The 21752-nt window shown below is 71.3% G+C and carries 22 protein-coding genes; 10 read left to right on the forward strand and 12 right to left on the reverse strand.

Going from position 1 to position 21752, the window contains the following annotated elements:
- Positions 1–164 precede the first annotated feature (164 nt).
- From rnc to O1R50_RS14690, 9 genes are all read right to left on the reverse strand, one after another.
- A complete protein-coding gene (gene rnc / locus O1R50_RS14650; RefSeq protein ID WP_270110818.1) occupies positions 165–881 on the reverse strand; it encodes a ribonuclease III in 717 nt (238 codons plus the stop codon).
- A 13-nt stretch (positions 882–894) separates the two neighbouring features.
- Positions 895–1068: a 50S ribosomal protein L32 gene (gene rpmF, locus O1R50_RS14655; RefSeq protein WP_205325184.1), complete on the reverse strand. Its 174-nt coding sequence runs from the start codon at positions 1066–1068 to the stop codon at positions 895–897.
- A gap of 33 nt (positions 1069–1101) precedes the next feature.
- On the reverse strand, positions 1102–1671 hold the full coding sequence (locus O1R50_RS14660) for a YceD family protein (protein ID WP_270110819.1): 570 nt from the start codon (positions 1669–1671) through the stop codon (positions 1102–1104).
- Between the two features lie 407 nt (positions 1672–2078).
- Positions 2079–2618 carry a hypothetical protein gene (locus O1R50_RS14665; RefSeq protein WP_270110821.1) on the reverse strand — a complete coding sequence of 180 codons (540 nt, stop codon included), beginning with the start codon at positions 2616–2618 and terminating at the stop codon, positions 2079–2081.
- Between the two features lie 35 nt (positions 2619–2653).
- Positions 2654–3121, reverse strand: coding sequence for a pantetheine-phosphate adenylyltransferase (gene coaD, locus O1R50_RS14670; protein WP_374199511.1), 468 nt, complete (start codon positions 3119–3121; stop codon positions 2654–2656).
- A gap of 20 nt (positions 3122–3141) precedes the next feature.
- Complete coding sequence (rsmD, locus tag O1R50_RS14675; RefSeq protein ID WP_270110822.1) at positions 3142–3699, reverse strand: 16S rRNA (guanine(966)-N(2))-methyltransferase RsmD; 558 nt, start codon at positions 3697–3699, stop codon at positions 3142–3144.
- A 179-nt stretch (positions 3700–3878) separates the two neighbouring features.
- Positions 3879–6113: an ATP-dependent DNA helicase RecG gene (gene recG / locus O1R50_RS14680; RefSeq protein WP_270110823.1), complete on the reverse strand. Its 2235-nt coding sequence runs from the start codon at positions 6111–6113 to the stop codon at positions 3879–3881.
- Positions 6110–7735 (reverse strand): DAK2 domain-containing protein, encoded by a 1626-nt coding sequence (locus tag O1R50_RS14685; RefSeq protein WP_270110825.1) that lies wholly within the window; start codon positions 7733–7735, stop codon positions 6110–6112. Before O1R50_RS14685 ends, recG begins: the two co-directional genes overlap by 4 nt.
- Before the next feature lie 116 nt (positions 7736–7851).
- A complete protein-coding gene (locus O1R50_RS14690) occupies positions 7852–9030 on the reverse strand; it encodes a hypothetical protein (RefSeq protein WP_270110826.1) in 1179 nt (392 codons plus the stop codon).
- 376 nt (positions 9031–9406) lie between these two features.
- On the opposite strand from O1R50_RS14690, the gene rpmB reads away from it, so the two are divergent.
- On the forward strand, positions 9407–9598 hold the full coding sequence (gene rpmB / locus O1R50_RS14695) for a 50S ribosomal protein L28 (protein ID WP_030157716.1): 192 nt from the start codon (positions 9407–9409) through the stop codon (positions 9596–9598).
- 71 nt (positions 9599–9669) lie between these two features.
- Here rpmB and O1R50_RS14700 read toward each other — a convergent pair whose 3' ends face one another.
- Complete coding sequence (locus O1R50_RS14700; RefSeq protein ID WP_270110827.1) at positions 9670–10620, reverse strand: thiamine-phosphate kinase; 951 nt, start codon at positions 10618–10620, stop codon at positions 9670–9672.
- 145 nt (positions 10621–10765) lie between these two features.
- Here O1R50_RS14700 and O1R50_RS14705 point away from each other — a divergent pair, with 145 nt between their 5' ends.
- Genes O1R50_RS14705 through O1R50_RS14715 form a run of 3 tightly spaced genes read left to right on the forward strand, consistent with a single transcriptional unit; the run spans position 10766 to position 12185 of the window.
- Complete coding sequence (locus O1R50_RS14705; RefSeq protein ID WP_270110828.1) at positions 10766–10999, forward strand: Lrp/AsnC family transcriptional regulator; 234 nt, start codon at positions 10766–10768, stop codon at positions 10997–10999.
- Between the two features lie 14 nt (positions 11000–11013).
- On the forward strand, positions 11014–11565 hold the full coding sequence (locus tag O1R50_RS14710) for a DUF3515 family protein (protein ID WP_270110830.1): 552 nt from the start codon (positions 11014–11016) through the stop codon (positions 11563–11565).
- Between the two features lie 41 nt (positions 11566–11606).
- Complete coding sequence (locus O1R50_RS14715) at positions 11607–12185, forward strand: DNA-3-methyladenine glycosylase (protein ID WP_270110831.1); 579 nt, start codon at positions 11607–11609, stop codon at positions 12183–12185.
- Positions 12186–12204: 19 nt separating this feature from the next.
- Here the strand turns inward: O1R50_RS14715 and O1R50_RS14720 are convergent, their stop codons facing one another.
- The gene (locus O1R50_RS14720; protein WP_270110832.1) at positions 12205–13980 is read right to left on the reverse strand and encodes a glycosyl hydrolase; all 1776 of its coding nucleotides are present in this window, start codon (positions 13978–13980) and stop codon (positions 12205–12207) included.
- A gap of 193 nt (positions 13981–14173) precedes the next feature.
- Between O1R50_RS14720 and O1R50_RS14725 the strand changes: the two genes are divergently transcribed.
- Genes O1R50_RS14725 through O1R50_RS14750 form a run of 6 tightly spaced genes read left to right on the forward strand, consistent with a single transcriptional unit; the run spans position 14174 to position 21562 of the window.
- The gene (locus tag O1R50_RS14725) at positions 14174–15865 is read left to right on the forward strand and encodes a Wzz/FepE/Etk N-terminal domain-containing protein (RefSeq protein WP_270110833.1); all 1692 of its coding nucleotides are present in this window, start codon (positions 14174–14176) and stop codon (positions 15863–15865) included.
- Positions 15862–17250, forward strand: coding sequence for a hypothetical protein (locus O1R50_RS14730; RefSeq protein WP_270110835.1), 1389 nt, complete (start codon positions 15862–15864; stop codon positions 17248–17250). Before O1R50_RS14725 ends, O1R50_RS14730 begins: the two co-directional genes overlap by 4 nt.
- Positions 17247–18482 (forward strand): hypothetical protein, encoded by a 1236-nt coding sequence (locus tag O1R50_RS14735; protein WP_270110836.1) that lies wholly within the window; start codon positions 17247–17249, stop codon positions 18480–18482. Before O1R50_RS14730 ends, O1R50_RS14735 begins: the two co-directional genes overlap by 4 nt.
- Entirely contained in the window at positions 18479–19363 is an 885-nt protein-coding gene (locus O1R50_RS14740; RefSeq protein ID WP_270110837.1) for a sulfotransferase family protein, read from the forward strand. Before O1R50_RS14735 ends, O1R50_RS14740 begins: the two co-directional genes overlap by 4 nt.
- Positions 19351–20814, forward strand: a complete 1464-nt coding sequence (locus O1R50_RS14745) for an MATE family efflux transporter (protein ID WP_270110838.1) — start codon at positions 19351–19353, stop codon at positions 20812–20814. Before O1R50_RS14740 ends, O1R50_RS14745 begins: the two co-directional genes overlap by 13 nt.
- Before the next feature lie 16 nt (positions 20815–20830).
- A complete protein-coding gene (locus O1R50_RS14750; RefSeq protein ID WP_270110840.1) occupies positions 20831–21562 on the forward strand; it encodes a class I SAM-dependent methyltransferase in 732 nt (243 codons plus the stop codon).
- Here O1R50_RS14750 and O1R50_RS14755 read toward each other — a convergent pair.
- On the reverse strand, positions 21559–21752 hold a 194-nt coding region (locus O1R50_RS14755), incomplete at its 5' end, for an integrase core domain-containing protein (protein WP_270110841.1). The two genes, O1R50_RS14750 and O1R50_RS14755, sit on opposite strands and share 4 nt — an antisense overlap.

The following is a 21752-nucleotide window of genomic DNA, read 5'->3' on the forward strand; positions in this document are numbered from 1 at the left end:
CACGACGGCCGCTGCCCCCGGGTCTTGTCATACCCCCGCGCCACGCTGGAGGCTACGTTCCCCTCTCGTGGCGGGTGGGGGTTTGTGGACGGGGGTTTCGACCGCAGCGCAAACGCGGGGGGCGGAACCGAAAACCGGTTCCGCCCCCCGCGAATACGTTCTGCTTAGCGCTGCTTCACGCCGAGGCGTTCTGACAGCACCTGCCAGGCCAGCTGAGCGGCGATCTGCTCGGCGTCCTTCTTGGAACCGCCGGAGCCCTCGCCGAACTCCTCGCCCGCCACGACCGCCCAGGCCGTGAACTGCTTGGCGTGGTCGGGACCTGACTCGCTGATCCGGTACTCGGGCACGCCGAGTCCGGAGTCGGCCGTCAGCTCCTGGAGGCTGGTCTTCCAGTCCAGGGCGGCGCCCTGACCGGCCGCGGCCTCCATGAGCGGATCGAAGAACCGGTGCACCACGACCTTGGCGGTCTCCACGCCGTACTGCAGGTAGACGGCGCCGAGCAGCGCCTCCACCGCATCGGCGAGGATCGAGTTCTTGCCGCGCCCGCCCGAGGTCTCCTCGCCCTTGCCGAGCAGGAGGTGCGGGCCGATGCCGCCCGCGCCCATGCGACGCGCCACTCCGGCCAGCGCCTTCATGTTCACCACGGACGCGCGCAGGCGCGCGAGCTGCCCTTCGGGCAGGTCGGGGTGATCCTGGTAGAGCGCGGTGGTGACCACCAGGCTGAGCACGGAGTCCCCGAGGAACTCCAGGCGCTCATTGGTGGGCAGGCCGCCGTGCTCGTAGGCGTAGGACCGGTGTGTCAGGGCGAGACGCAGCAGTTCGGGGTCGATATCTCGGACCCCGAACACCGCTTCGAAATGTTGTACTGCCTTGTCGCCCATGTGCGGGAGGACTTTAGGCCTCGAGGACCTGACGGCCCCTGTACGTGCCGCAGGTCTCGCAGACCTGGTGGCCGCGCTTCTTGGCGTGGCACTGCGGGCACTCGATCAACTGGATCGGGGCAGCTTTCCACTGCGACCGACGGTGTCGGGTGTTGCTGCGCGACATACGACGCTTCGGAACAGCCACTTCAGAACTCCATACCTATACGCTTACGCTGTGCTATTTCGATTCGCCGTCATTGTCGGCGAGTCGAAGCTTCTCCAAGCCCGCCCAACGGGGGTCCACGGTCTCGTGAACGTGGTCGTCGGGCAGTTCGTCCCAGGGCACGCCGCATTCGGCGCACAATCCCGGGCAGTCAGGTCGGCACAGCGGGGTGACTGGCATCGCCAGCACCAGCGCGTCCCGGACCGCGGGCTCCAGATCGAGCAGATCCCCCTCGAGCCGCATGATCTCGTCGGCTTCTGTGGTCGCTTCGGTGACGGAGCCTTCATAAGCGTACAGCTCCTGCACCTGGACGCTGAGAGCGTCCTGCACCGGTGCGAGGCACCTCGCACACTCGCCTTCCGCGACCGCCTCGACCTGGCCGGTGGCGAGCACGCCTTCGCTGACGCCGGTGAGGTGGATGTCGAGGTCGAGGACCGCACCCTTGGGGACCGCGTACACCGCTTCGAGGCCGTAGGCCTCGGGTGCGGGGATCTCGCGCGCGACGTGCATCGTCGTGCCCGCGCCGCGCAGCTCCGCGGTGTCGAACACCAGCGGCGCGGCGGGATCCAGAGCGGTCTTCGTCATGGGTGTTCTGCGGTCCTTCGATAGGGAGGTGCGCCTCGATCGAGGCCGACCGGTAATGCTACATCAACGGCGGCAGCGGCCCCAACCCAGGTTGCGGGCACCGTGACTCGCGCTTAGGCGGCCATTGCGGGCACGAGTGCGGCGGAAGAACCGAGTGATCTCGCCGACACACGACCGGCGGAAGGGGCGTTCTTGTCTGACCCGGGCGCGAGACTTGGCGCCGACGGGACCTACCCACCCTGGGCGGGTAGGTGGGCGCGCCCGCCCTCGCACCGGAACCCGCGCCACCGCGTCTTGCTTGCCGGGGGTGCGGGGATCCACGCCGCCTCGCACTCATACGGATCCGCGCTGCCTCACCCTGCTTGCAGGCGCGCGGGAGCGCCGGCCGTGGCCGGTCGGCGCCTGCGCTAGAGCTGCGGGAGCGGCTTCTCTTCTTCGACGGGTTCCTGCGGCGAGGGCGCGAACGTGCCGATCTCCCGGAGGGTGTGCATCTTGTCGCGGCCGCGCTCCACGCCCGAGAGGGCGCGGTGCAGGAACTGCTCGAAGTTGGCGAGCGTCGTGTCGACGTACTCGTCGACCTCGTCGCGCAGCCGCTGCGCCTCGCCGCGGGCCTCCGCGATGATGCGGTTGCCCTCGTGCTCTGCGGAGACGGTGATCTCGTGGCGGGAGACGAGCCGCGCGTGCTCGGTCTCGCCTTCGGTGATGATCCGCTCGGCCTCGCGTTCGCCGGCGTCGATGATCTTGTCGCGCTCTTGGAGCATGGCCTCGGCGCGACGCAGGTCGCCGGGGAGTTCGTTCTGGAGCTCTTCGAGCATGGCGATCATCTCGGCCCGGTCCACTTTGCAGGCCCGGGACATGGGCACGGCCTTGGCCTGCTCCACGTAGGCGATGATCTCTTCGATCCGGTCGAGCGCACCCACCGATTTGCTCCCGTCGATGTCAGTCATGGGGACATTGTCCCGGATGAGGGTGTGAAACGTGGCTAATCCTGCCCCAAACGCTCGATCAGTCGCGATTGGACGATTTCAGGCGCGTAGGGCGAGATGTCGCCGCCCCATTTCGCCACGTCCTTGACCATCGAGGACGACAGGAAGGAGTACAGGGGGTTGGTCGGAATAAAGACCGTCTCGATGCCTCGCAACCCGTAGTTCATTTGGGCCATCTGCAGTTCGTAGTCGAAGTCCGAGACCGCGCGGACGCCTTTGACGAGTACACCGGCGCCGTGCTTCTGGCAGAAGTCGACGACGAGCCCCCGGAAGGACGCCACTCGTATGTTGGGGATGTCCGTGGTGGTCTCGCGGAGGAGTTCCACCCGCTCCTCGACGCTGAAGAGAGCGTTCTTGGAGGCGTTGTGGAAGACCGCGACCCAGACCTCATCGTACAGCTGGGCGGCGCGTCCGAAGATGTCGAGATGACCGTAGGTCACCGGATCGAATGAACCGGGGCACACGGCGATGCGAGCTTCAGGTTTCACAGGGCGTGACCGTAGCAAAGGGCCGTGGTGCCGTAGCGCCGGACGCGGTCTTCTGCGATCTTGTCCGGCCACGGGACGGAGGCGTCCTTGCCGCCGCGTTCGACCACCACGTCGGCGTCCTCGGCGAGCCATCCGTTCGCGACCAGCGCTTCCAGTACATCGGCGATGGCGGCGTCGGTGACCGCGTAGGGCGGGTCGGCGAAGACGATGTCGAACGGCTCGGCCGGGCCGTTCTGGAGGGCCTTCTCGACAGGGGCGCAAATCACTTCCGCGCCCGTCACACCGAGATCGGCGATGTTGCGGCGCAAGAGCTTCGCGGTGAGCACGTGCGACTCGACGAAGAGCGCCGACGCGGCCCCGCGCGAGAGCGCTTCGAGGCCGACCGCGCCGGAGCCGGCGTAGAGGTCGGCGAAGCGCAGTCCGTCGAGGTCGCCGCCGGGCGCGAGCGAGTTGAACAGCGCTTCGCGGACGCGGTCGGAGGTGGGCCGGGTGCGGTCCCCCGGGGGCGTGGCGAGGCGGCGGCCCTTGAGGCTGCCGGCGATGATCCTAGTCATTTGCCACAACAATAATCCGGCGCGGCGCGAGCCGCAGTGGAGGCGCAGTCGCGCCGAGGAGCGAGGCGGGCGCCCCGCAGGCGTCCGCGGAAGTCGCCTTGGAACGGTGCGGCCCGATGCGGCACGTGTCGGCCCCGAGCCGCGGCGAAGGCGCCCGGCCCCTCCCGAGTCGCTCCCGGTCAGCCCTTCTCCAGGAACTCACCGCGGTCGGCCGCGAGGTCGTCGACGAGCACGGCCAGGCCCGGCTCGCCTTTGAGCTCAGGGTCTGCCCCGATCAGCTCGGTCGCTTCGGCGCGGGCCGCCTCGATGATGTCGGCGTCCTTCAACAGCGACAAGAGTTTCACGTGCGACTTCATGCCGGACTGGGCCGCGCCGAGCACGTCGCCTTCGCGCCGCTGCTCCAGGTCGAGTTCGGCCAGCGCGAACCCGTCGGTGGTCGACGCGACCGCGTCGAGGCGCTCGCGTGAGGAGGAGCCTTCGGCGGCTTCGCTCACGAGCAGGCACAGGCCCGGGTGGGAGCCTCGGCCGACGCGGCCGCGGAGCTGGTGGAGCTGGGAGATGCCGAAGCGTTCGGCGTCGAGCACGACCATGGCGGTGGCGTTGGGCACGTTGACGCCCACTTCGATGACGGTGGTCGCCACGAGCACGTCGATCTCGCCCACGGCGTAGCCGCGCATGACGCGGTCCTTCTCGTCCGCGTCGAGGCGGCCGTGCAGGAGGCCGAGCCGCAGGCCGCTGAGGGCGCTGCCGCGGAGCTGCTCGATCACGTCGACCACGGCGAGCGGCGGGCGCTTGTCGCCGTCGGTTTCGGCGAAGGCCGCGGCCTCGTCGCCGCCGTTGGTCTTCTGGTCGGTTTCACCCACGCGGGGGCACACGACATAGGCCTGGCGTCCGGCGGCGACCTCTTCGCGGACGCGGTTCCAGGTGCGGGCCATCCAGCGCTGGTCGGTGTAGGGCACGACGTGCGTGGCGATGGGGGTGCGGCCGGCCGGGAGCTCGGTGAGTCGGCTGGTCTCGAGGTCGCCGTAGACGGTCATGGCGACGGTGCGCGGGATCGGGGTGGCGGTCATGACGAGGGTGTGCGGCGGCCGGTCGGCCTTGGCGCGCAAGGCGTCGCGCTGCTCGACGCCGAACCGGTGCTGCTCGTCGACGACGACGAAGCCGAGATCGGCGAAGTCGACGCCGTCGTAGAGGAGCGCGTGCGTGCCGACGACGATCCCGGCCGTGTTGGTCTTCACCTCGTCGAGCACGGTGCGGCGCTGCGCCGCCGTGGCCGAGCCGGTGAGGAGCGCGACGCGGGTGGCCTCGGGCGGTGCGCCGAGCTCGCCCCCTCGGGCGAGGTCGCCGAGCATCTCGACGATGGACCGGTGATGTTGGGCCGCAAGGACCTCGGTAGGTGCGAGAAGGGCGGCCTGGCCGCCGTGGGCGACCACTTGGAGCATGGCGCGCAGCGCGACCAGGGTCTTGCCGGAGCCGACGTCGCCTTGGAGGAGCCGGTGCATCGGGTGCTCCCCCGCGAGTTCGTCCGCGATCTCGTCGCCGACCCGCCGCTGGCCCTCGGTGAGCGCGAACGGGAGACGGGAGTCGAAGGCCTCGGGAAGCACGCCGCCGCGCGGGTAGGCGGTGGCGGCCTCACCCGCGGCCTCGGCTTTGCGGCGCACGAGGACGGCCTGGAGGACGAGGGCCTCCTGCCATTTGAGGCGTCTCCTGGCCGCGCCGAGGGCCTCGTGGGAGTCGGGGCGGTGGACCTGGCGCAGCGCGGTTCCGTAGCCGAGGAGGCTCAGCCTTTCGCGCAGCGAGCGCGGCAGCGGGTCGGGCGGGTCCGGGACCATGTCGAGGACCGTGTGGATGGCCTTGGCGATGTTCCAGGTCGGGATCTCGGCGGTGGCGGGGTAGACGGGGATGAGCGTCCCGGCGAACTCTTCGATCGCGCTCGCCGCACTGTCGGCGGGCCCGGTGACGGCGTCCTCGGCGAGGAGCTGGTACTGCGGCGAGTTGAGCTGGAGGCGGCCGCGGAACTGGGCGACCTTGCCCGCGAACAGGCCCCAGCGTCCGGCGACGAGTTCCTTCGCCCGCCAGGCCTGGTTGAAGAACGTGAGGGTGAGCGTGCGCCCGGCCTCGTCGGCGACGATCACTTCGAGGAGGTCGCGGGGTTTGCCGCCCGGCCTCCCGCCGCGTCCGCGTCCTTTGGGGACGAACGACTTCGGGATGGCGGCGCGCACCTGCGCGGCGACCGTGACCTCCTCTCCGATCTCGAGCGCGCCGAGGTCCGTGCGCTCGCCGCGCTGGGCGTAGCGGAACGGGTAGTGCCCGAGGAGGTCGCCCACGGTGTCGAGGCCCAGTCCCTCGCTGAGGGCCTCCGACGTCTTCTTGCCCAGGACTTCTCGCAGCCGGGTGTCCAGCCCAATGGTCATTCGGCTCCTAGCAGCAGCAGCGGTTCGTCGTCTCCGGCGGGCAGCTGCTGGATCTCCACGAGCGGCCACGCCTCACGCACATGATCGCTCAAGGCTGTGACAATCCCGGCGTTCGAACCGGCACCGGGCAGGACGGTGAGGAGTTCCGCTCCGGTCGAGCAGAGCCGGTCGGCCAGTTCGCGGGCCGCTTCGTGCGCGGTGTCGAACACGCCGAAGTCCGCCTCGCCGACGACGACCGCGATGCCCTCGGTCCCGGAGCGGAGCTCGCCGGTGCGGCAGGCCTTGATCGCCTCGGCCATGGCCGCGACGTCGTCGTCGAACTGCCGCTCGGGATCGTGGACGGCGACGGCCGCGACCGCCTGCACGAGGGTGCCGGTGGCGAGCACGGTCGCCCGGTGCCCTTCGCTCCGAACGGATTCGACGGCGCGGTGCGCGGCGCGCTCGGCGTCCGGGCGGTCGGCGAGCACGACCGCGCTGCCGATGCCGTCGGCGAGGGCCACGGCGAGCTCGGCGCCGACGGTGGCGGCGGTCGCGGTGCGGCAGCCTTCGCCCGCGAGGAATTCGCGCATCCGCGTGGCGGCGGTGACGACGACGAGGGCCCTGGCCGGCGCCTCGGCCTCCGGGACCGGTCGGCGCGCGGGCGCGGCGTGCATGCGGGCGCTCGTGTGGCCCCCGAGGGTGTCGTCGAAGCGGGTCACGGAGATGCGGTGCACGCGGCCGCGTTCGATCCCGGCCTCGATCGCCGCGCCGATGTCGTTGACGTGCACGTGGACGTTGAACGTGGTGACGTCCTTGGCGGCGCGCGAGCCGATGATGACCACCGAGTCGCCGAGCGCGGTGAGGCTGTGCCGCAGGTCGGCGGCCGCCGCCGCGTTCGCTTCCAGGAGGTACTGGACCTCGTAGCCGTAGACCTCGGAGCCGGTCTCGCGCGGCACCTCTTCGACCTCGGAGACGGCCCGCACGCGGTGGCGTTCGAGGAGGTCGAGCGCGCCGGTCGAGACCGAGCCGGTGAGGGTCTCGACGAGCGCTTCGAGGATCACGGTGAGCGCGAGGCCCCCCGCGTCCACCACCCCGGCGCGGGCGAGTGCCGGCAGCTGGCCGGGCGTGGCCGCGACGGCCTCCGCGGCCGCCTCGGCGGCGGCGCGGGCGGCGGAGACGAGTCCGAACGGGGCGGCCTTCCCTGCGGCGGAGGCGGCGGCCTCGGCGACGGTGAGGATCGTGCCGGCGGTGGGCACGGCGACGGCGGCGGTCGCGGCGTCAGTCGCGGAGCGCAGTCCGGCGGCGAAGCCCTTCGCGTCGATCTCGTCGCTGTTCCAGACGTCGGCGAGGCCGCGCAGCATCTGCGCGAGGATCACGCCGGAGTTGCCGCGGGCCGAGAGCAGGGCGCGCCCGGCGGCCTCGTCGAGGAGCGCTTCGAGGCGGAGCCCGGGCGTGGCGCCCTGGAAGGCCGCCTGGAGCGTCGCGACCATGTTCGTCGCCGTGTCGGAGTCGGCCACGGGGAACACGTTGAGCTCGTCGACGCCGCGCCGGTGGCGGGTCAACGTGTCGATGCCGCGCGCCGCCCACTCGCGCATGATGTCGGCGTCGAGGACCTGGCGTCCGGTTTCAGGGATTTCGGCCACGGGCCATGAGAATACGCCCCCGCGGCGTCCAGCGGTAGCGCAAGTGGCCGAGCCGCGCGGGAAACGAAACGGCCCGCACGTGTTCACGTGCGGGCCGGTCGATGCCTATGCGCTGGTCACGAACCGAAGCTGAGGCTCTTTCGGGCCGCATCGAGCGCTTCGACCTGGTCGGCGGTGGCCGAGCCGACGAAGCCCACGTAGCCGTCGCCGTTCTCGATGACCGCGGTCATCACGGTCATCTCGCCGACGGTGAAGGTGTTGAACATGGCTTCGCGGGCGTCGACCCGGTACGGAGCGGCCACAGGGTTCACCGGGGCGCCACCGGCCCAGGTCGCGGCCAGCGCCTGAAGATTGGTGCCCAGGTCGTTGTAGGAGACGTCCTCGCCCGCGCCGATTGCGGCCGGGTCGAGCGCACCGATGAAGACCGTCGGTCCGGCGTCGCCGAGGACGAGTCCGGTCGCCGCGGTGAAGCCGCCGGGCGGATTCTCCGCCGCTGCCGAGTTCGGAGGAGCGAGGATGCTGATACCGGAGGCGTCGGCGAACACCGAGACTCCCGTGGGCTCCTCTGCGGCACCGCTGGAGATGGTGCCGGTCGGGTCGCCTCCGCCCCCGTCGCCGTCAAGCGGGTTGAAGAGGATGAAGCCGCCGACGCCGAGGGCCAGCGCGACGACGACGATGCCGGCGACGATGAGCCACATCGGGCCCTTGCCGCCCTTCTTCTTGTTCTTGCGCTGGATCGTGTCAGGGGCGCCCCACGGCTGGGCGCCGCCGCCCGAGACCGGGACGAGCTGGCCGCCCTGGGGTCCGAACTGGCCGCCGCCGAACGGCGGCTGGCCGACCGGGGACGACACGGGCATGCCCGAGACCGGCATTCCGGACGCGGGGATCGAGGACACGGGCGGCATCCCGGAGACCGGCATGCCCGAGACCGGGTACCCGCCGGAGGGCCCGAACGGGTCCGAGACCGACTGGGGCGGCGGGGACGCCTGGAAGGGCTGCTGGGCCTGCGGGGGCATGCCCTGGAAGTTCTGCTGCGGCGGCGCGTCGAACGGGGAGACGGGGACACCCGGGGGCGGGCCGAACTGCTGCGGCGAGGGCTGGCCGGGGCCGCCGACGTACTTGACGGTCCCGTCCTCTTCGACCGGGCGGCCCTGCTGGCCTGACTGCGCCATGCGCTGGCTTTCCGGCGACCACGGCGCGTCCTCCTGAGGAGGCTGCTCGTTCGGGCGGTACACCGGGGGCTGTTGCTGCGGCGGCTGCCAGCCGTCGGCAGGCTGCTGCGGGGTGTGGCTCATGTTCGACTCACCAAAGAAGATATGGGCATCGGCACATCATGTGTATGCGGCCAGCCTACGGGATCTGAACCCATCCTAGAGTCACCAACGGTAGCCGACCGCGGCAGCCGCCACAGCACAGAGCCGCCGCGGAGCGTCCTGGGAGGACCGACGAACCGGCGCGATACGGGCCTGGGTCCGATTGCGGCACAGGCGTTCCGCCCAGGTGGGACCGGACCCGGCCCCGGGTCGGCCCGGCTGCCGGGGACGAAGCCCCGGCGGCTGTGGCGCAGGTCCCGCCACCTGGATGGTCGGCGGTCCGCCGGGTCCGTTAGAATTACCGGGTTGCCCGCCGTCGGGGTGGGCCGAATGAACGTCAATGCAGGAGTTTTGGATTATGTCGAGCGTGTGTGAAGTCTGCGCCAAGCGCCCGGGCTTCGGCAACAACGTCCCGTGGTCCCACAAGAAGACCCGTCGTCGTTGGAACCCGAACCTGCAGACCATCCGCATCGCGACTGGCTCCGGTGACAACAAGCGCCGCGCCAAGGTCTGCACCTCGTGCATCAAGGCCGGCAAGGTCACCCGCTAAGGGCTGACGCCGCGAAGTCTTACGCCGCCGGGGCTGTGCCCCGGCGGCGCTTTGTCGTGCCCGGAGGACCGCTAGTCCTTCGCGAAGTGGTCCCAGCCCGTCGGGCCGGTCCAGCGGTGGCCGTCGACGGTGACGCCGGCGCCTTCGCTGACCGTGCCGATGCGGCGCCAGCCTTCGGGGAGGAGCACGTCGGGCGGGAAGACGGCCGCGAGCGCGTGGTCTTCGCCGCCGGTGAGGAGCCAGCCGCGGGCGTCGGCGCCGAGGGCTTCGGCGGCGTTGCGCATGGCCTCGGGAACGGGAAGGGCCGCGGTGTCGACGTCGATCGCGACGCCGGAGTCGTCGGCGATGTGTCCGACGTCGGCGAGGAGCCCGTCGGAGACGTCGATCATGGCGCGCGCGCCCATGAGGGCGGCGTCACGTCCGGCCGGGTACGGCGGTTGCGGCCTGCGGTAGGCGCCGACGAGGGCGCCCGGGGAGCGGAAGCCGCGCGAGAGCACGTTGAGGCCTCCGGCGGCCCAGCCGATCCGGCCGGCGAGCGCGAGCACGTCCCCGGGTTTCGCGCCGGAGCGCAGAACCGGGTCGCGGCCTTCGAGGTCGCCGAGGGCGGTCACGGTGACGGTGAGGAGTTCACCGCGAGTGGTGTCGCCGCCGATGACGGCCGCGCCGACGGCGGCGGCTTCGGCGGCGAGACCTGAGGCGAGGCCTTCGAGCCATTCGGCGGGGAGGTCCTGCGGTGCGGCGACGGCGGCGAGGAGCGCGGTGGGTCGGGCGCCCATGGCGGCGATGTCGGCGAGGTTGGCGGCGGCGGCCTTGTGGCCGACGTCGGCGGCGGAGCACCAGTCGCGGCGGAAGTGGTTGCCTTCGACGAGCATGTCGGTGCAGGCGACCACGCGCCCGTCGGGGGCGGTGACGACCGCGGCGTCGTCGCCGGGTCCGAGCACGACGGCGGGCGTGGTCGCGAAATGGCGCGTGAAGCGCTCGATGAGGCGGAACTCGCCGACCTCGGCGACGGTCTCACTCACGTGCGGATCATTCCTCGGGCATTTGAAGGTCGGTGGATCACTGGGTAATCTTCGCTCAACGGCGATCGCGATGCGGTCAGGCCCGCCCGTGTCGGGTTAGGCCCCACGATCCCTTTCTGCCCGTTCTCCGGAGGAGGCCTGTCACATGGTGCAGGCGTACATCTTGGTCCAGACCGAGGTCGGCATGGCCGATCACGTGGCCGAAGGCGTGTCGGCGATCGAGGGCGTGATCCGGGTCGACATCGTGACCGGTCCGTACGACGTGGTGGTGCTCACCGAGGCCGCCTCCGCCGACCATCTCCGGACGCTGGTGGTGAGTAAAGTCCAGCGGGTGCCGGGCATAACCCGCACGTTGACCTGTTCGATTCTCAACGACTGAGGAGCGCGGTCCTGGTGGGTTCCGAGAAGAAGTCGCGGCTTCCGGCGATCGTGGCGACCGCGGTTGCGGTGCCGGTCGCGGTGGTCGCTGGCGTGCTGGTGTTCAACGCGATCGCCCCCCGGGCCGAGGATCCTGCGCCGCAGGACCTGTCGCCGGTGTCGGTCGAGGTGCCCGCACTGAGCGAGGAGGACGCGGTGATCTGCCTCGCGCTCACGGCGACCGCGCCTGAGACCGCGGGCGGCCTCCAGGCGCGCCCGGTGTCGGGCGGCGAGGGCGGCGCGAGCGCGGCCGAGGCCGTCATGGCCTACGGCGATCCGGCGGTGCTGGCGACCTGCGGGGTCGAGCCGGTCGCGGTAGAGGACACGGCGCTGGTCTACAAGCTCAACGGGGTCTGCTGGTATTCGGACGAGGCGGGCGTGGAGTGGACGACGCTCGACCGGCAGGTGCCGGTGGCCGTGAACGTGCCGGAGTCCAATGAGCAGCCGGTGGACGTGCTGAACGATCTGTCGACGGTGATCGCGGCGAAGGTACCGGCGGCCGCGGAAGCGCCGACTGGTTGCGCGTGACCGCAGGAGACCGTCGCTCTGCTCCGGCGCGAAGCCTCGGGGTGATCGACCGCTCGTTCTTCGAGCGCGATTCGGTGCGGGTGGCCCCGGAGCTGCTGGGCTGCACCGTGACCGCGAACGGCGTCACCGTGCGGCTGACCGAAGTCGAGGCGTACCGCGAGGACGATCCGGCCTCGCATTCCTTTCGCGGGCAGACGAAGCGGACGGCGGTCATGTTCGGCCCGCCCGGGTTCCTGTACGTCTATTTCACCTACGGGATGCATTTCTGCGCGAACCTGGTGTGCGGCCCGGACGGTTCGGGGGCGGCGGTGCTGCTGCGGGCCGGTGAGGTCATGGACGGCCTCGAGGCGGCACGCGATCGGCGCGGCGCGAAGGTCCCGGACCGGGACCTGGCGCGCGGTCCGGCGCGGCTGGCGCAGGCGCTCGGCTGGGACCGCGAAGACGACGGCAGGGACATGATCGGCGCGGTGCGTCAAGGCGGCGGGACGGCGGCCGTGGCGGCCGGTCCGCGGACCGGCATCACGAAGGCGGCCGACACCGCTTGGCGGTTCTGGATCCCGGGCGACCGGTTCGTGTCGCCGTACAAGCGCCACCCGAAGGCGCCGCCGCCAGTGGGCTGATCTTTCCGCGGCCGTTCCCTTAATTCGGTGGTTCGGCGAAACCCAGATCGAGTCTCACGTTGAGATACGGCGAGCGCATCAAGGCCCTGAAGGATTCCAGCGCCTCCGCATCCTGATCCACTTCGGAATTGCGACCCTCGGCGTTCGGGGACGAGAAGTAGACGATCGCCTTCAGCCGCGGATAGTGCGCCATCTGCTCCATCGCGGCTTCGAACACCGTCTGCTGATGGCCTGGATGCTGGTCGTCGGTGAAGACGCCCCACTCGGCGAGCATCATCGGCTTCTGCGGATGCTGCTCGGCGACCCAGTGGTAGTAACCGGGCCAGCCGAATTCGGGGTGGGTCGTGTCCAGCAGCTCCCCGAAGTCGAACCGGCCGTCGTCCTTGAGGGCCTGGCCGTAGCCCGACAGCCCGATCCAGTCGACCACGTCGTCGCCGGGGTACAGCTCCTCGTGCCACGGCATCTCGACCCACTTGAGATAGCCCATGTAGTTCATGACCGACACCAGGTTGTCCACGCCGTTCGCGCGCAGGCGTTCGATGACGTAGCGGTACATGGCCGGGTAGTCGGAGGCCTCCATGCCCGAGCCGGGCTGCTGCACGACGTCGTTCTCGGGTTCATGGTGGACGGTGAAGAAGAACGGCTTGTCGAAGTTCGCATTGATGTGCGCGGCGAGCCGGTCGAGGTAGGCGTCCACCTCCGGGTCGCCTTCGGCGATCTCGGCCCACTTCGCCATCTGCGGCTTCCAGTTGATGAACAGGGTCCGCGGGTGCTCCGGATCCTCGGTCAGCCCGATCTGCTCGCTGGTCGGGAACAGCCGTTCGTCGGCTCGCTCATACGCGTGGTAGATCTGCTGCGTTCGCTCTACTGTGGCCTCGAAATCGAGGAAGGCGTCTTCCTTGTCCAGCGAGGTCTTCCCCCCGGCCGCGGCGCCGATCAGGGCCCCGCACTCGGGCACGAGCTTTTCGTCCGTGGAGCATTCGGACAGCGTGTCCTCGGCCTGGCCGGACTCCGGCCGCAGCGGCGGGCCGGAGGCGGGCGGGGTCGGCGACTGGCCGGCGCTGGGATACGGCGGGAGCGTCGGGCCGGAAGGCGCGTCCGGTGAGGGCGTGGTCGGGTCCGGACTCGGCGACACCGGGCTCACCGGCGGCACCTGCGAGATGGTGCGCAGGCTCGGTCCGGCGCCGAATGCGGTGCCCGCGAGCTCGAGGTACGCATCGCGGTCAGGGGAGGTCACCGCGAATCCGTAGCGGCCGGGCGCGTCGATCGCGCCCGTCACGTCGAAGACGACCTCTGTCGCGCCGGCGTCGACCTCAACCGCGTCCCACACGGTCCCGTACGGCGGAGCGGTGGCGGCCGTCAGCGAGCACAGGCAGCTCACCGGGTGGACGGAGACGACCTCGACGGTCATCCCCTCGCCATCGGGCGGGACGACGACGGGCAGGCGCAGCTCAGCCGTGTGATCGGGCCGGAGCGTGGCCTCGTCGACGAAGAACTGGAGGTGCGCGACGGCGATGCCGAGGTCGGCGGAGAAGCCGACGGGCAGCACCGAGGGCGACTGGGGCGCCGGGTTCGCGAACTCGGTGGCCGTGAAGGAGGCCGCGAGCGGCTCGTGGTCGAAGGTGCCGTTCCCGTCCTGCCAGGCCTCGCCGACGGTGTCGCCGAGGCGGTCCCCGCCCGCGCCGACCCCGTAGCCGATCACGAAGCCCGCCAACAGGAGCGGGAGCACCGCCAGGGCGGTCACGATGCCGCGGCCCGCCCGCAGGCTCTGGCGCGTGTCAGTGTCGCCCATCATTCACCCTCTTTCATCCAATGTGATCTTCGACGAATCGCCACAATCCTCCATATTAGCGACCGTAATGGTTTTTACTCGCTTCCTCCCGCAAACGCAACCTCCGCCGCGGCGCGGGCGCGCGTCGCGCCCGTCACCTCAAGGTCGCGTCGCTCGTTACTCAACCGAGATACCGAGAACGAGAAAGGCCTTCGCGTTGAGGACCCCTGCCGCCCGCACGCTCGCCGATTACGGCGTCATCGTCCGCCGTTCCTGGTGGCTCATCATCGGAACGGTGGCCGCGGCGCTGGCCGGCGGATTCGCCTACACCTCGCTGAGCGAGGAAGTCTACGAGTCCACCTCCTCGATCCTGGTACTGCCCACCGCGAGCGACACCGCCGTCGCGGGCGCCCGCACCGCCGGGCAGGTCAACCTCGACACCGAAGCCCAGCTCGTCAAGTCCACCGAGGTCGCCGCCGCCGCCGCCGAAGCGCTCGGCTCGGACGACCCCGACGGCCTCGTCTCGCGCGTGTCGGTCACCGTGCCGCCCAACACCGCCGTGCTCGAGATCGCCTACCGCGCCGGAGATCCCAAGGCCGCTCAGGCCGGGGCCATCGCGTTCAGTGAGGCCTATCTCGAGCACCGCCGCTCCGGGGCCACCGCATCGGTCGACAGCGCCATCGCCGGCGCCACCGCCGCGCTCAAGGGGGTCAAGGCCGATATCGCCGCCGCCGAGGACGAGCTGTCCCAGATGTACTCCGGCGAGAACGGCCGGTCCGCGATCGAATCCGAACTCGACGGGCTGCGGCAGGACGCCGAGGAGTTGGAGGCCCAGATCGCCGAACTCGACGCCCAGCTGGGCGCGATCTCCCCCGGCCGGGTCATCAACCAGGCCTCCGTGCCCGGAACCCCGGTCAGCCCGAACGCGATGTTCAACCTCGCCGCCGCGCTCGGCCTCGGCCTGCCGCTCGGCCTCATCCTCGCCTGGGCCCGTCACCGCCTGGCCCGCAAGGTCGCCTACCCGACCGACCTGGTCGAACGGTGCGAACTCGACGTGCTGGCCTCCGTGCCCCCGGCCGTGAAGTTCCAGCGCCGCGAGGTCTTCGGGGCCTACAGCCCCGGCGGCCGGGTCTTCTCCCAGCTTCGCAACGTGGTCGCCTCCCAGTTGACGCACCACCAGCGCGTCATCGTCGTCGCCGGCGTGGCCCCCGGGCCCGCCGCGAGCGTCGTCGCCGCGAACCTCGCCACCGCGATGGCCCGTGCGGGCGATCGCGTCACCGCCGTCGCCGCCAACCCGAGCACCACCGTGGGCCTGCCGGAGCTGTTCGGCACGGACTCGGTACCGGGTCTCGCGGACGTCTGGTCCGGCCGGGTCGACCTCGGCGTGGCCACGCACGCCGCGCCGAGGCAGCCGAGCCTCAGCGTGATCGGCCCCGGCGCCGCCGCCCGGGCCGCCGGCCCCACCAGCGAAGCGGCCGCCGAGACCTTCTCGAAGCTCGCCGAAGCCGGGCGGTTCGTGGTCGTCGACGCCCCGCCGCTGTCGTGCAGCGCGGACGCGCAGCTGCTCGCCGGGCACGCGGACGCGGTGATCCTCGCCGTCCAGTCCGGGCGCGACGCGATCGGCGAGACCGCCGCCGCCGCGCTGGCGATGCGGCAGATCGACACGCCGCTGCTCGGCGCGGTCCTGCTGCCGAGCGGGCTCGGGCCGATGAACACGGTCCCGCTGCCGACCGCGCGGCGGGAGGCTCCGGCGCCGGGCGAGGTCTCCCAGGACGAGACGCCCACGGACTCGCTCGAGCCCGTCGAGGACGGGGCGGTCGAGCGGAAGGCGCTGATGAACTCGCAGGAGGCTACGACGCAGGTGATGCCGGTCGTGCCCGCTGCGTTCCCTTCAGCTGAGTCGCGATGACGCTCCTCGCGGCCGCCCGCTCCGCCGGGCGCGGCCGGATCGACCCGGAAGCGCGCGGCGCGGGCGAAGGCGCCTCGCTCACCTGGCTGCTCGCGGGCTTCCCGCTGTGGTGGGCGCTCGGCATGGGGGTCCTCGTGATCCCGTTCGTCGCCGCCGTCGCAGCGGTGAAACTGGTGCGCCGCAGGTCGATCAGTGTCCCGCCCGCGTTCGGCTGGTGGCTGCTGTTCCTGCTCGCGGTCACCCTGAGCCTCGCGAACCTCGGCTTCGACCCGCCGGGCACCGTGCGCGAGACCTGGTTCTCGAGCCTGCCCGGAGCGACCTTCCGGTTCGGCTTCTACTGCTGCTGCACGCTCATCGCCCTGTGGGCGTTCAACCTCCTGGTGGAGGGAAAGCTCGAGCGGGACACGCTGATCCGCCTGCTCGCGTGGCTGTTCGCGGTCACCGTGGCGGGCGGGTTCCTCGGGACCTTCCTCGGCTCCTTCGAGTACACGTCCCCGGTCGAGGCGCTGCTGCCGAAGGCCGTGGCGAAGGACGGGTTCGTCCAGTCGCTCGTGCACCCGGCGGCCGCGCAGACCATGGACTTCCTCGGCTACGAGACGCCGCGCCCGGCCGCGCCCTGGGGCTATACCAACACGTGGGGCAACAACTTCGCGATCACCGCGGTCTGGTTCGTCGTCGCGGCGTTCTGCACCCCGCTGAGGACGAAGTGGCGGGTCGCGGCGTTCGTGCTGCTGGTCGCCTCGCTCGTGCCCGCCGTGTACTCGATGAACCGCGGCCTGTGGCTGGGCCTCGCCGCGATCGCGGTGTTCGCGGCGCTCCGGCTGCTCGTCTCCGGGCGGCCCGGCGGGATGCTCGCGCTCGGCGGCGCCGGTTGCGCCGCGGTGCTGCTGGTGGTCTTGACGCCATTGGGGACGGTGGTGCAGACCCGGCTCGACAACGGGCACTCCGACGAGGGCCGCGCGTTCTCCTCGGAACGCGCCGCCGAGCTCGTCATCGAGCACTCCCCCGTGATCGGCTTCGGGTCGACGCGGAAGACCCTCGGCTCGGGCGAGTCGATCGCCGTCGGCCCCACCCCCGAGTGCCCCCGCTGCGGCGGGCGCACGCTCGGCGGGAACGGCCAGCTCTGGCAGGTCATGTTCGCCCACGGCATCCTCGGGACGGTCACGTACCTCGGGTTCGCGCTCGCGGTCCTGTGGCGGTTCCGCCACGACCACACCGCGGTCGGCGTCGGGGGGAGCGCCGTCGTCGGCTTCTCGCTGATCACGATGTTCTACTACAACGCCCTCGTCACGCCCCTCCTGTTCACCCTGCTCAGCTACGTCCTCCTCGCCGCGGGCCGCCTGCCCGAGGTGTCACACCACGGCCCAGAGACGGAGAACCGATGAGCCGAGCCTTGAAGACCAGCGACGACCTGCGACGGCGCGCCACGTATCTCACGGAGGTGCTCGATCAGCTGTATCCCGGTGCGGCGCATGGCGACGCGCCGCGGCCGTACATCGTGGTGCCGGGTCGCCGCAAGCCGCGCGTGCTCATCCCGGCCGCCGACCGGAAGGTCGCCGCGGCCGCGCTCCACCGCTACGCCCGGCCCGCCGCGCGCGGCGCGCGCCTCAAGCGCGACGCCGCCGTGTGGGCGCTGCGCCTCGGCCTCGACCGGATGCTGCTGCCGCACCGGATCAAGGTCGGCGGCGCCGAAGGCATCGACGACCACCTCGCGGCCGTGCTCGGCCACGAAGTGCACTTGAGTATCCACATCGGACCGGCACGGGCGAACCGCAAGCCGGTGCTGCAGATCCTCGACGGGGACGCGGCCACGGTGGCGTTCGCCAAACTCGGCGTCAACCCGCTCACCCGCGAGCTGGTGGCGGCCGAGGCGAACGCCACGAGGCGACTCAGCGAGTTCTGCGACCTCAAGCTGCTGCGCGTGCCGCGGCTCCTGCACGCCGGGAACTGGAACGGGCACACCTTGATGGTGGCCTCTGCGCTCCCGTCCTGGGACGCCCCGGCCGACCTCGGGACCAACCGCCGCGTCGCCGCCATGCGCGAGCTCGCCGACGCCTGCGGCACCGTGCGCTCCCCGCTCGGCGAATCCGATTACGCCGCACGGCTGCGCACGCGTCTCAAGGACCTCACCGCCCACGGCGAGACGGACGCCGACACCCTCCAGACCGCGGGCGAGACCCTGCTCGACCGGTACGCGGGCACCGAGCTGACCTTCGGCGCGTGGCACGGCGACTGGTCGCCGTGGAACACCCGCGAGACCGAGTCCCTGGTGTACCTGTGGGACCTCGAGCGCTTCGAGACCGGCGTCCCCTACGGGTTCGACGCCGCGCACTACCGGCTCCAGGACCACATCGTCACGCGCGGGGCCGACCCGACCACGGCCGTGCTCGGCCTCGTCGCCGACGCCCCGGCCGTCCTGGCGCCCATGGGGATCGCGCCCGGCGAAGCCGAGCCGACCGCGCTGCTGTACCTCGTGGACCTCGCCGCCCGCTACATGGGCGACCAGGCCGAACGCGCGGGCGCGGCGCTCGGCGCCCTCGGCCGCTGGCTCCTGCCGACGCTGCTGCGCCACATCGCCCGCCAGCGCACCAATTCTGAAGCAGGGGGGCAGTCGTGACCCAGCGGACGCTCCGGGAACGCTTCCCGAGCCAGTTGAAGGCCGTCGTCGGGCACTCGTCCCGCACGTTCGGGCGCCTGACGGCCTCGTCCCGGATCCTGCCGGGGCTGCTGATCTGCGGCGGCCAGCGCTGCGGCACCACGTCGCTGTACCGGGCGCTGGCCCAGCATCCGGCGATCTTGAAGCCGGTGTTCCACAAGGGCGTGCACTACTTCGACACGGGCTACGACAAGGGCATGGCCTGGTACCGGGGGCATTTCCCGACGCAGGCGGCGGCGCGGCGGATCGCCGACCACACCGGCCTCGCGCCGATCGGCTTCGAGTCGAGCCCGTACTACCTGTACCACCCGCTGGCGGCGGCGCGCTTCGCGCGGGACCTGCCGGGGGTCAAGGTGATCGTGCTGGTGCGCGACCCGGTGGAGCGGGCGTGGTCGCACCACGCGCACGAGGTGGCGCGCGGATTCGAGCCGATCGCGGACTTCGAGGAGGCTATTGCGGCCGAGGAGACGCGGCTCGACGGCGTGGAGGAGCGGCTGCGGGCCGATCCTTCGCTCTACAGCTTCGACCACCAGCACCACGCGTACACGGCGCGGGGGCGGTACACGGACTACCTCGAGCCGCTCGCGGAGCAGGTGGGCCGGGACCGGGTGCTGGTGATCGACTCCGGGGAGTTCTTCTCCAGACCGGAGGACGCCTTCGAGCGGGTGCTGCGGTTCCTGGGCCTGCCCTGGGTCACCGAGTTCGCCTTCGCGCGGCACAACGCGCGCGGGCGTCCCTCCCCGATGTCCGCGGCGCTGCGGGAGCAGTTGACGGCGCATTACGGGCCTTACGACGAGCGGCTCGCGGACTGGCTCGGGAGCGTGCCGAGTTGGCGGCGGTAGCGGCCGCTCTCACCGCGGAGGAGGCCGGGCGCGAGGAGCTGCGCGGCACCGCCCGCGGCGGGCTGGTCAATCTCGTGGGCGCGGCGGTCTCCGGGCTCGGGGGCCTGGCGGTCACGTGGCTGGCGGCGGTGGCGCTCTCGCCGGCCGAGGCGGGCGCGTTCTTCGCGGCGACCTCGGTGTTCCTGCTGGCGGGCGCGATCGCCCGCCTCGGGACGCCCACGGGGCTCGTGTACTGGGTGGCGCGGCTGCATCAGAACGGGCGCGACGGCGCGGTCGGGTCGGTGCTGAAGCTCGGGCTGTGGCCCGCGGCGATCGTGTCGATGGCGACGGCGTTCGGGATGCTGCTGGCGGCGCCGATGTTCCAGAGCCCGGATCTGGTGCGGCTCATCGCGGTGTTCCTGCCCGCGTCGGTCGCGATGGAGGCGCTGCTCGCGGCGACGCGCGGGTACCGGCTGATGGGGCCTTCGGTCCTCATCGACAAGTTCGGGCGCACGGTCGCGCAGTTGGCGGGTCTGGGTGCGATCGCGTTGGCGGGCACGGCTTCGCCGTTCACGATCACGTTCGCGTGGGTGCTGCCGTACCTGCCCGCGGCGCTGGCGGCGGCCTGGTATCTGGCGCGGCGCCACCGGAGGTCGCGGCCGGATCAGGGGTTCCCGGACCGGGTCTCGGCCCGGGCGTTCTGGGGGTTCACGGCGCCGCGCGCCGCGGCGGGCGTGGCCCAGCTGGGGCTGCAGCGGCTCGACATCATCATGGTGGCGGCGCTGGCCGGGCTGGGCCCGGCGGCGGTGTACACGGTGGCCACGCGGTTCGTGATCGTGGGGCAGATGGCCTCGGGGGCGGTCGGGCAGTCGGTGCAGCCGCGCGCGGCCGCGGCGATGGCGGCCGGGAGGCCCGCGTCGGCCCGGTCGCTGTACCAGGAGTCGACGGCGTGGATCGTGGCGCTCACATGGCCGGTGTACCTCGGGGTGGGCCTGCTCGCCGACTGGTACCTGCGATTGTTCGGCGGGGAGTACGTGAGCGGGGACGCGCGGCTGGTGGTGTGGATCCTGTTGCCCGCCATGATGGTCAGCTCGGCGTGCGGCGTGGTCGACTCGATGCTGGCGATGGCCGGGAAGACCTCGTGGCAGCTGATCGACGTCTCGATTTCACTCGTCGTCAATGTCGGGTTGAACCTGGTGTTGATCCCTTCCATGGGGGTCGTCGGCGCGGCGATCGCGTGGTCGGCGGCCGTTCTGGTCAATAATTTGATTCCACTCGCGCAACTGTGGCGCACGTTCGGCTTGCACCCGTTCGGGGCGTTGACGAGGCGGGCGCTGTTCGCGGCCGGCCTCGGATTCGGGGTCCTGCCGCTGGCGGTCGCACCGCTCGGCCCGCTGTGGACGGCGGCCGCGCTCGCGGCCGCGGGCTTCTCGTGGGCGGTGGCGCTGCTGCGCTACCGCCACAGGATTTGACTTCGAAAGGGACTTCGTGGCCAGCAATTACACCGAGGTGTTCCAGGATCCGACCGCGGTAGAGAAGTACGCCGAGCGCACGTACGCTCCGGGGACGTTCTCATCGATCGTCTCCAACCGCCAAGCCGGTTGGCTGCGCGGGTTCGTCCCGAACGCGTTCGGGACCAAGCCGACCCACCACGACTTCGCGTGCGGCACCGGCCGCGTGTCGCGGATGCTCGCGGGGATGGTCGCGGTCTCGCACGGCTACGACACCTCGGAGGCCATGCTCCAGAAGGGCCGCGAGCTGGGCACGCCCGGGTACGCGCACCTGGTGCGGCCGGGCCTGGCCGCGCCCGAGGTCGATCCGGGCCGGCCGGCGCTGGTGACGGCGTTCCGGTTCGTGCTCAATGTGGACCTGCATTTGCGGGACCAGCTGATGGACTTCGCCTCGATGGCGCTGCCGAACGCGGACGCGGGGCTGCTGCTGGTGGAGAACCACGGCAACGCCTCGTCGCTGCGGCACCTGCGCAAGACCTTCGGGCGGCTGGACGCGAGCACGTGGTTCCAGGAGCTCTCGCACCACGAGATGCGGGACCTGTTCGCGCGCCACGGCTTCGAGCTGGTCGGCGTGCAGGGCTTCACGCTGTTCACGCAGGGCTGCTACCGCGCGCCGTGGGGCTGGGCCTCGAAGGCCGCCGACGCGGCGCTGGCCTCGCCGATGTCGAAGTGGGCCACGGACGTGGTCTACATCGCCAGGCGGCGCTAGCTGTATTGCCCCGTGAGGTTGGGAACGCGGGTGGCGGGTGGGTTGCCTCCGAGTGCGGTATGGCCGCGGTGATGGTTATACCAGTGCAGCCATGCCGGGAGGGCGGCTCGTCGCTCGTGTTCTGACCGGTAGGGGCGGGCGTAGGCCCATTCGTCGGTCAGGGTGCGGTGGAACCGTTCGACTTTCCCGT

Origin of the sequence: Glycomyces luteolus (assembly GCF_027622875.1) — a bacterium.
Taxonomy (GTDB): Bacteria; Actinomycetota; Actinomycetes; order Mycobacteriales; family Micromonosporaceae; genus Glycomyces; species Glycomyces luteolus.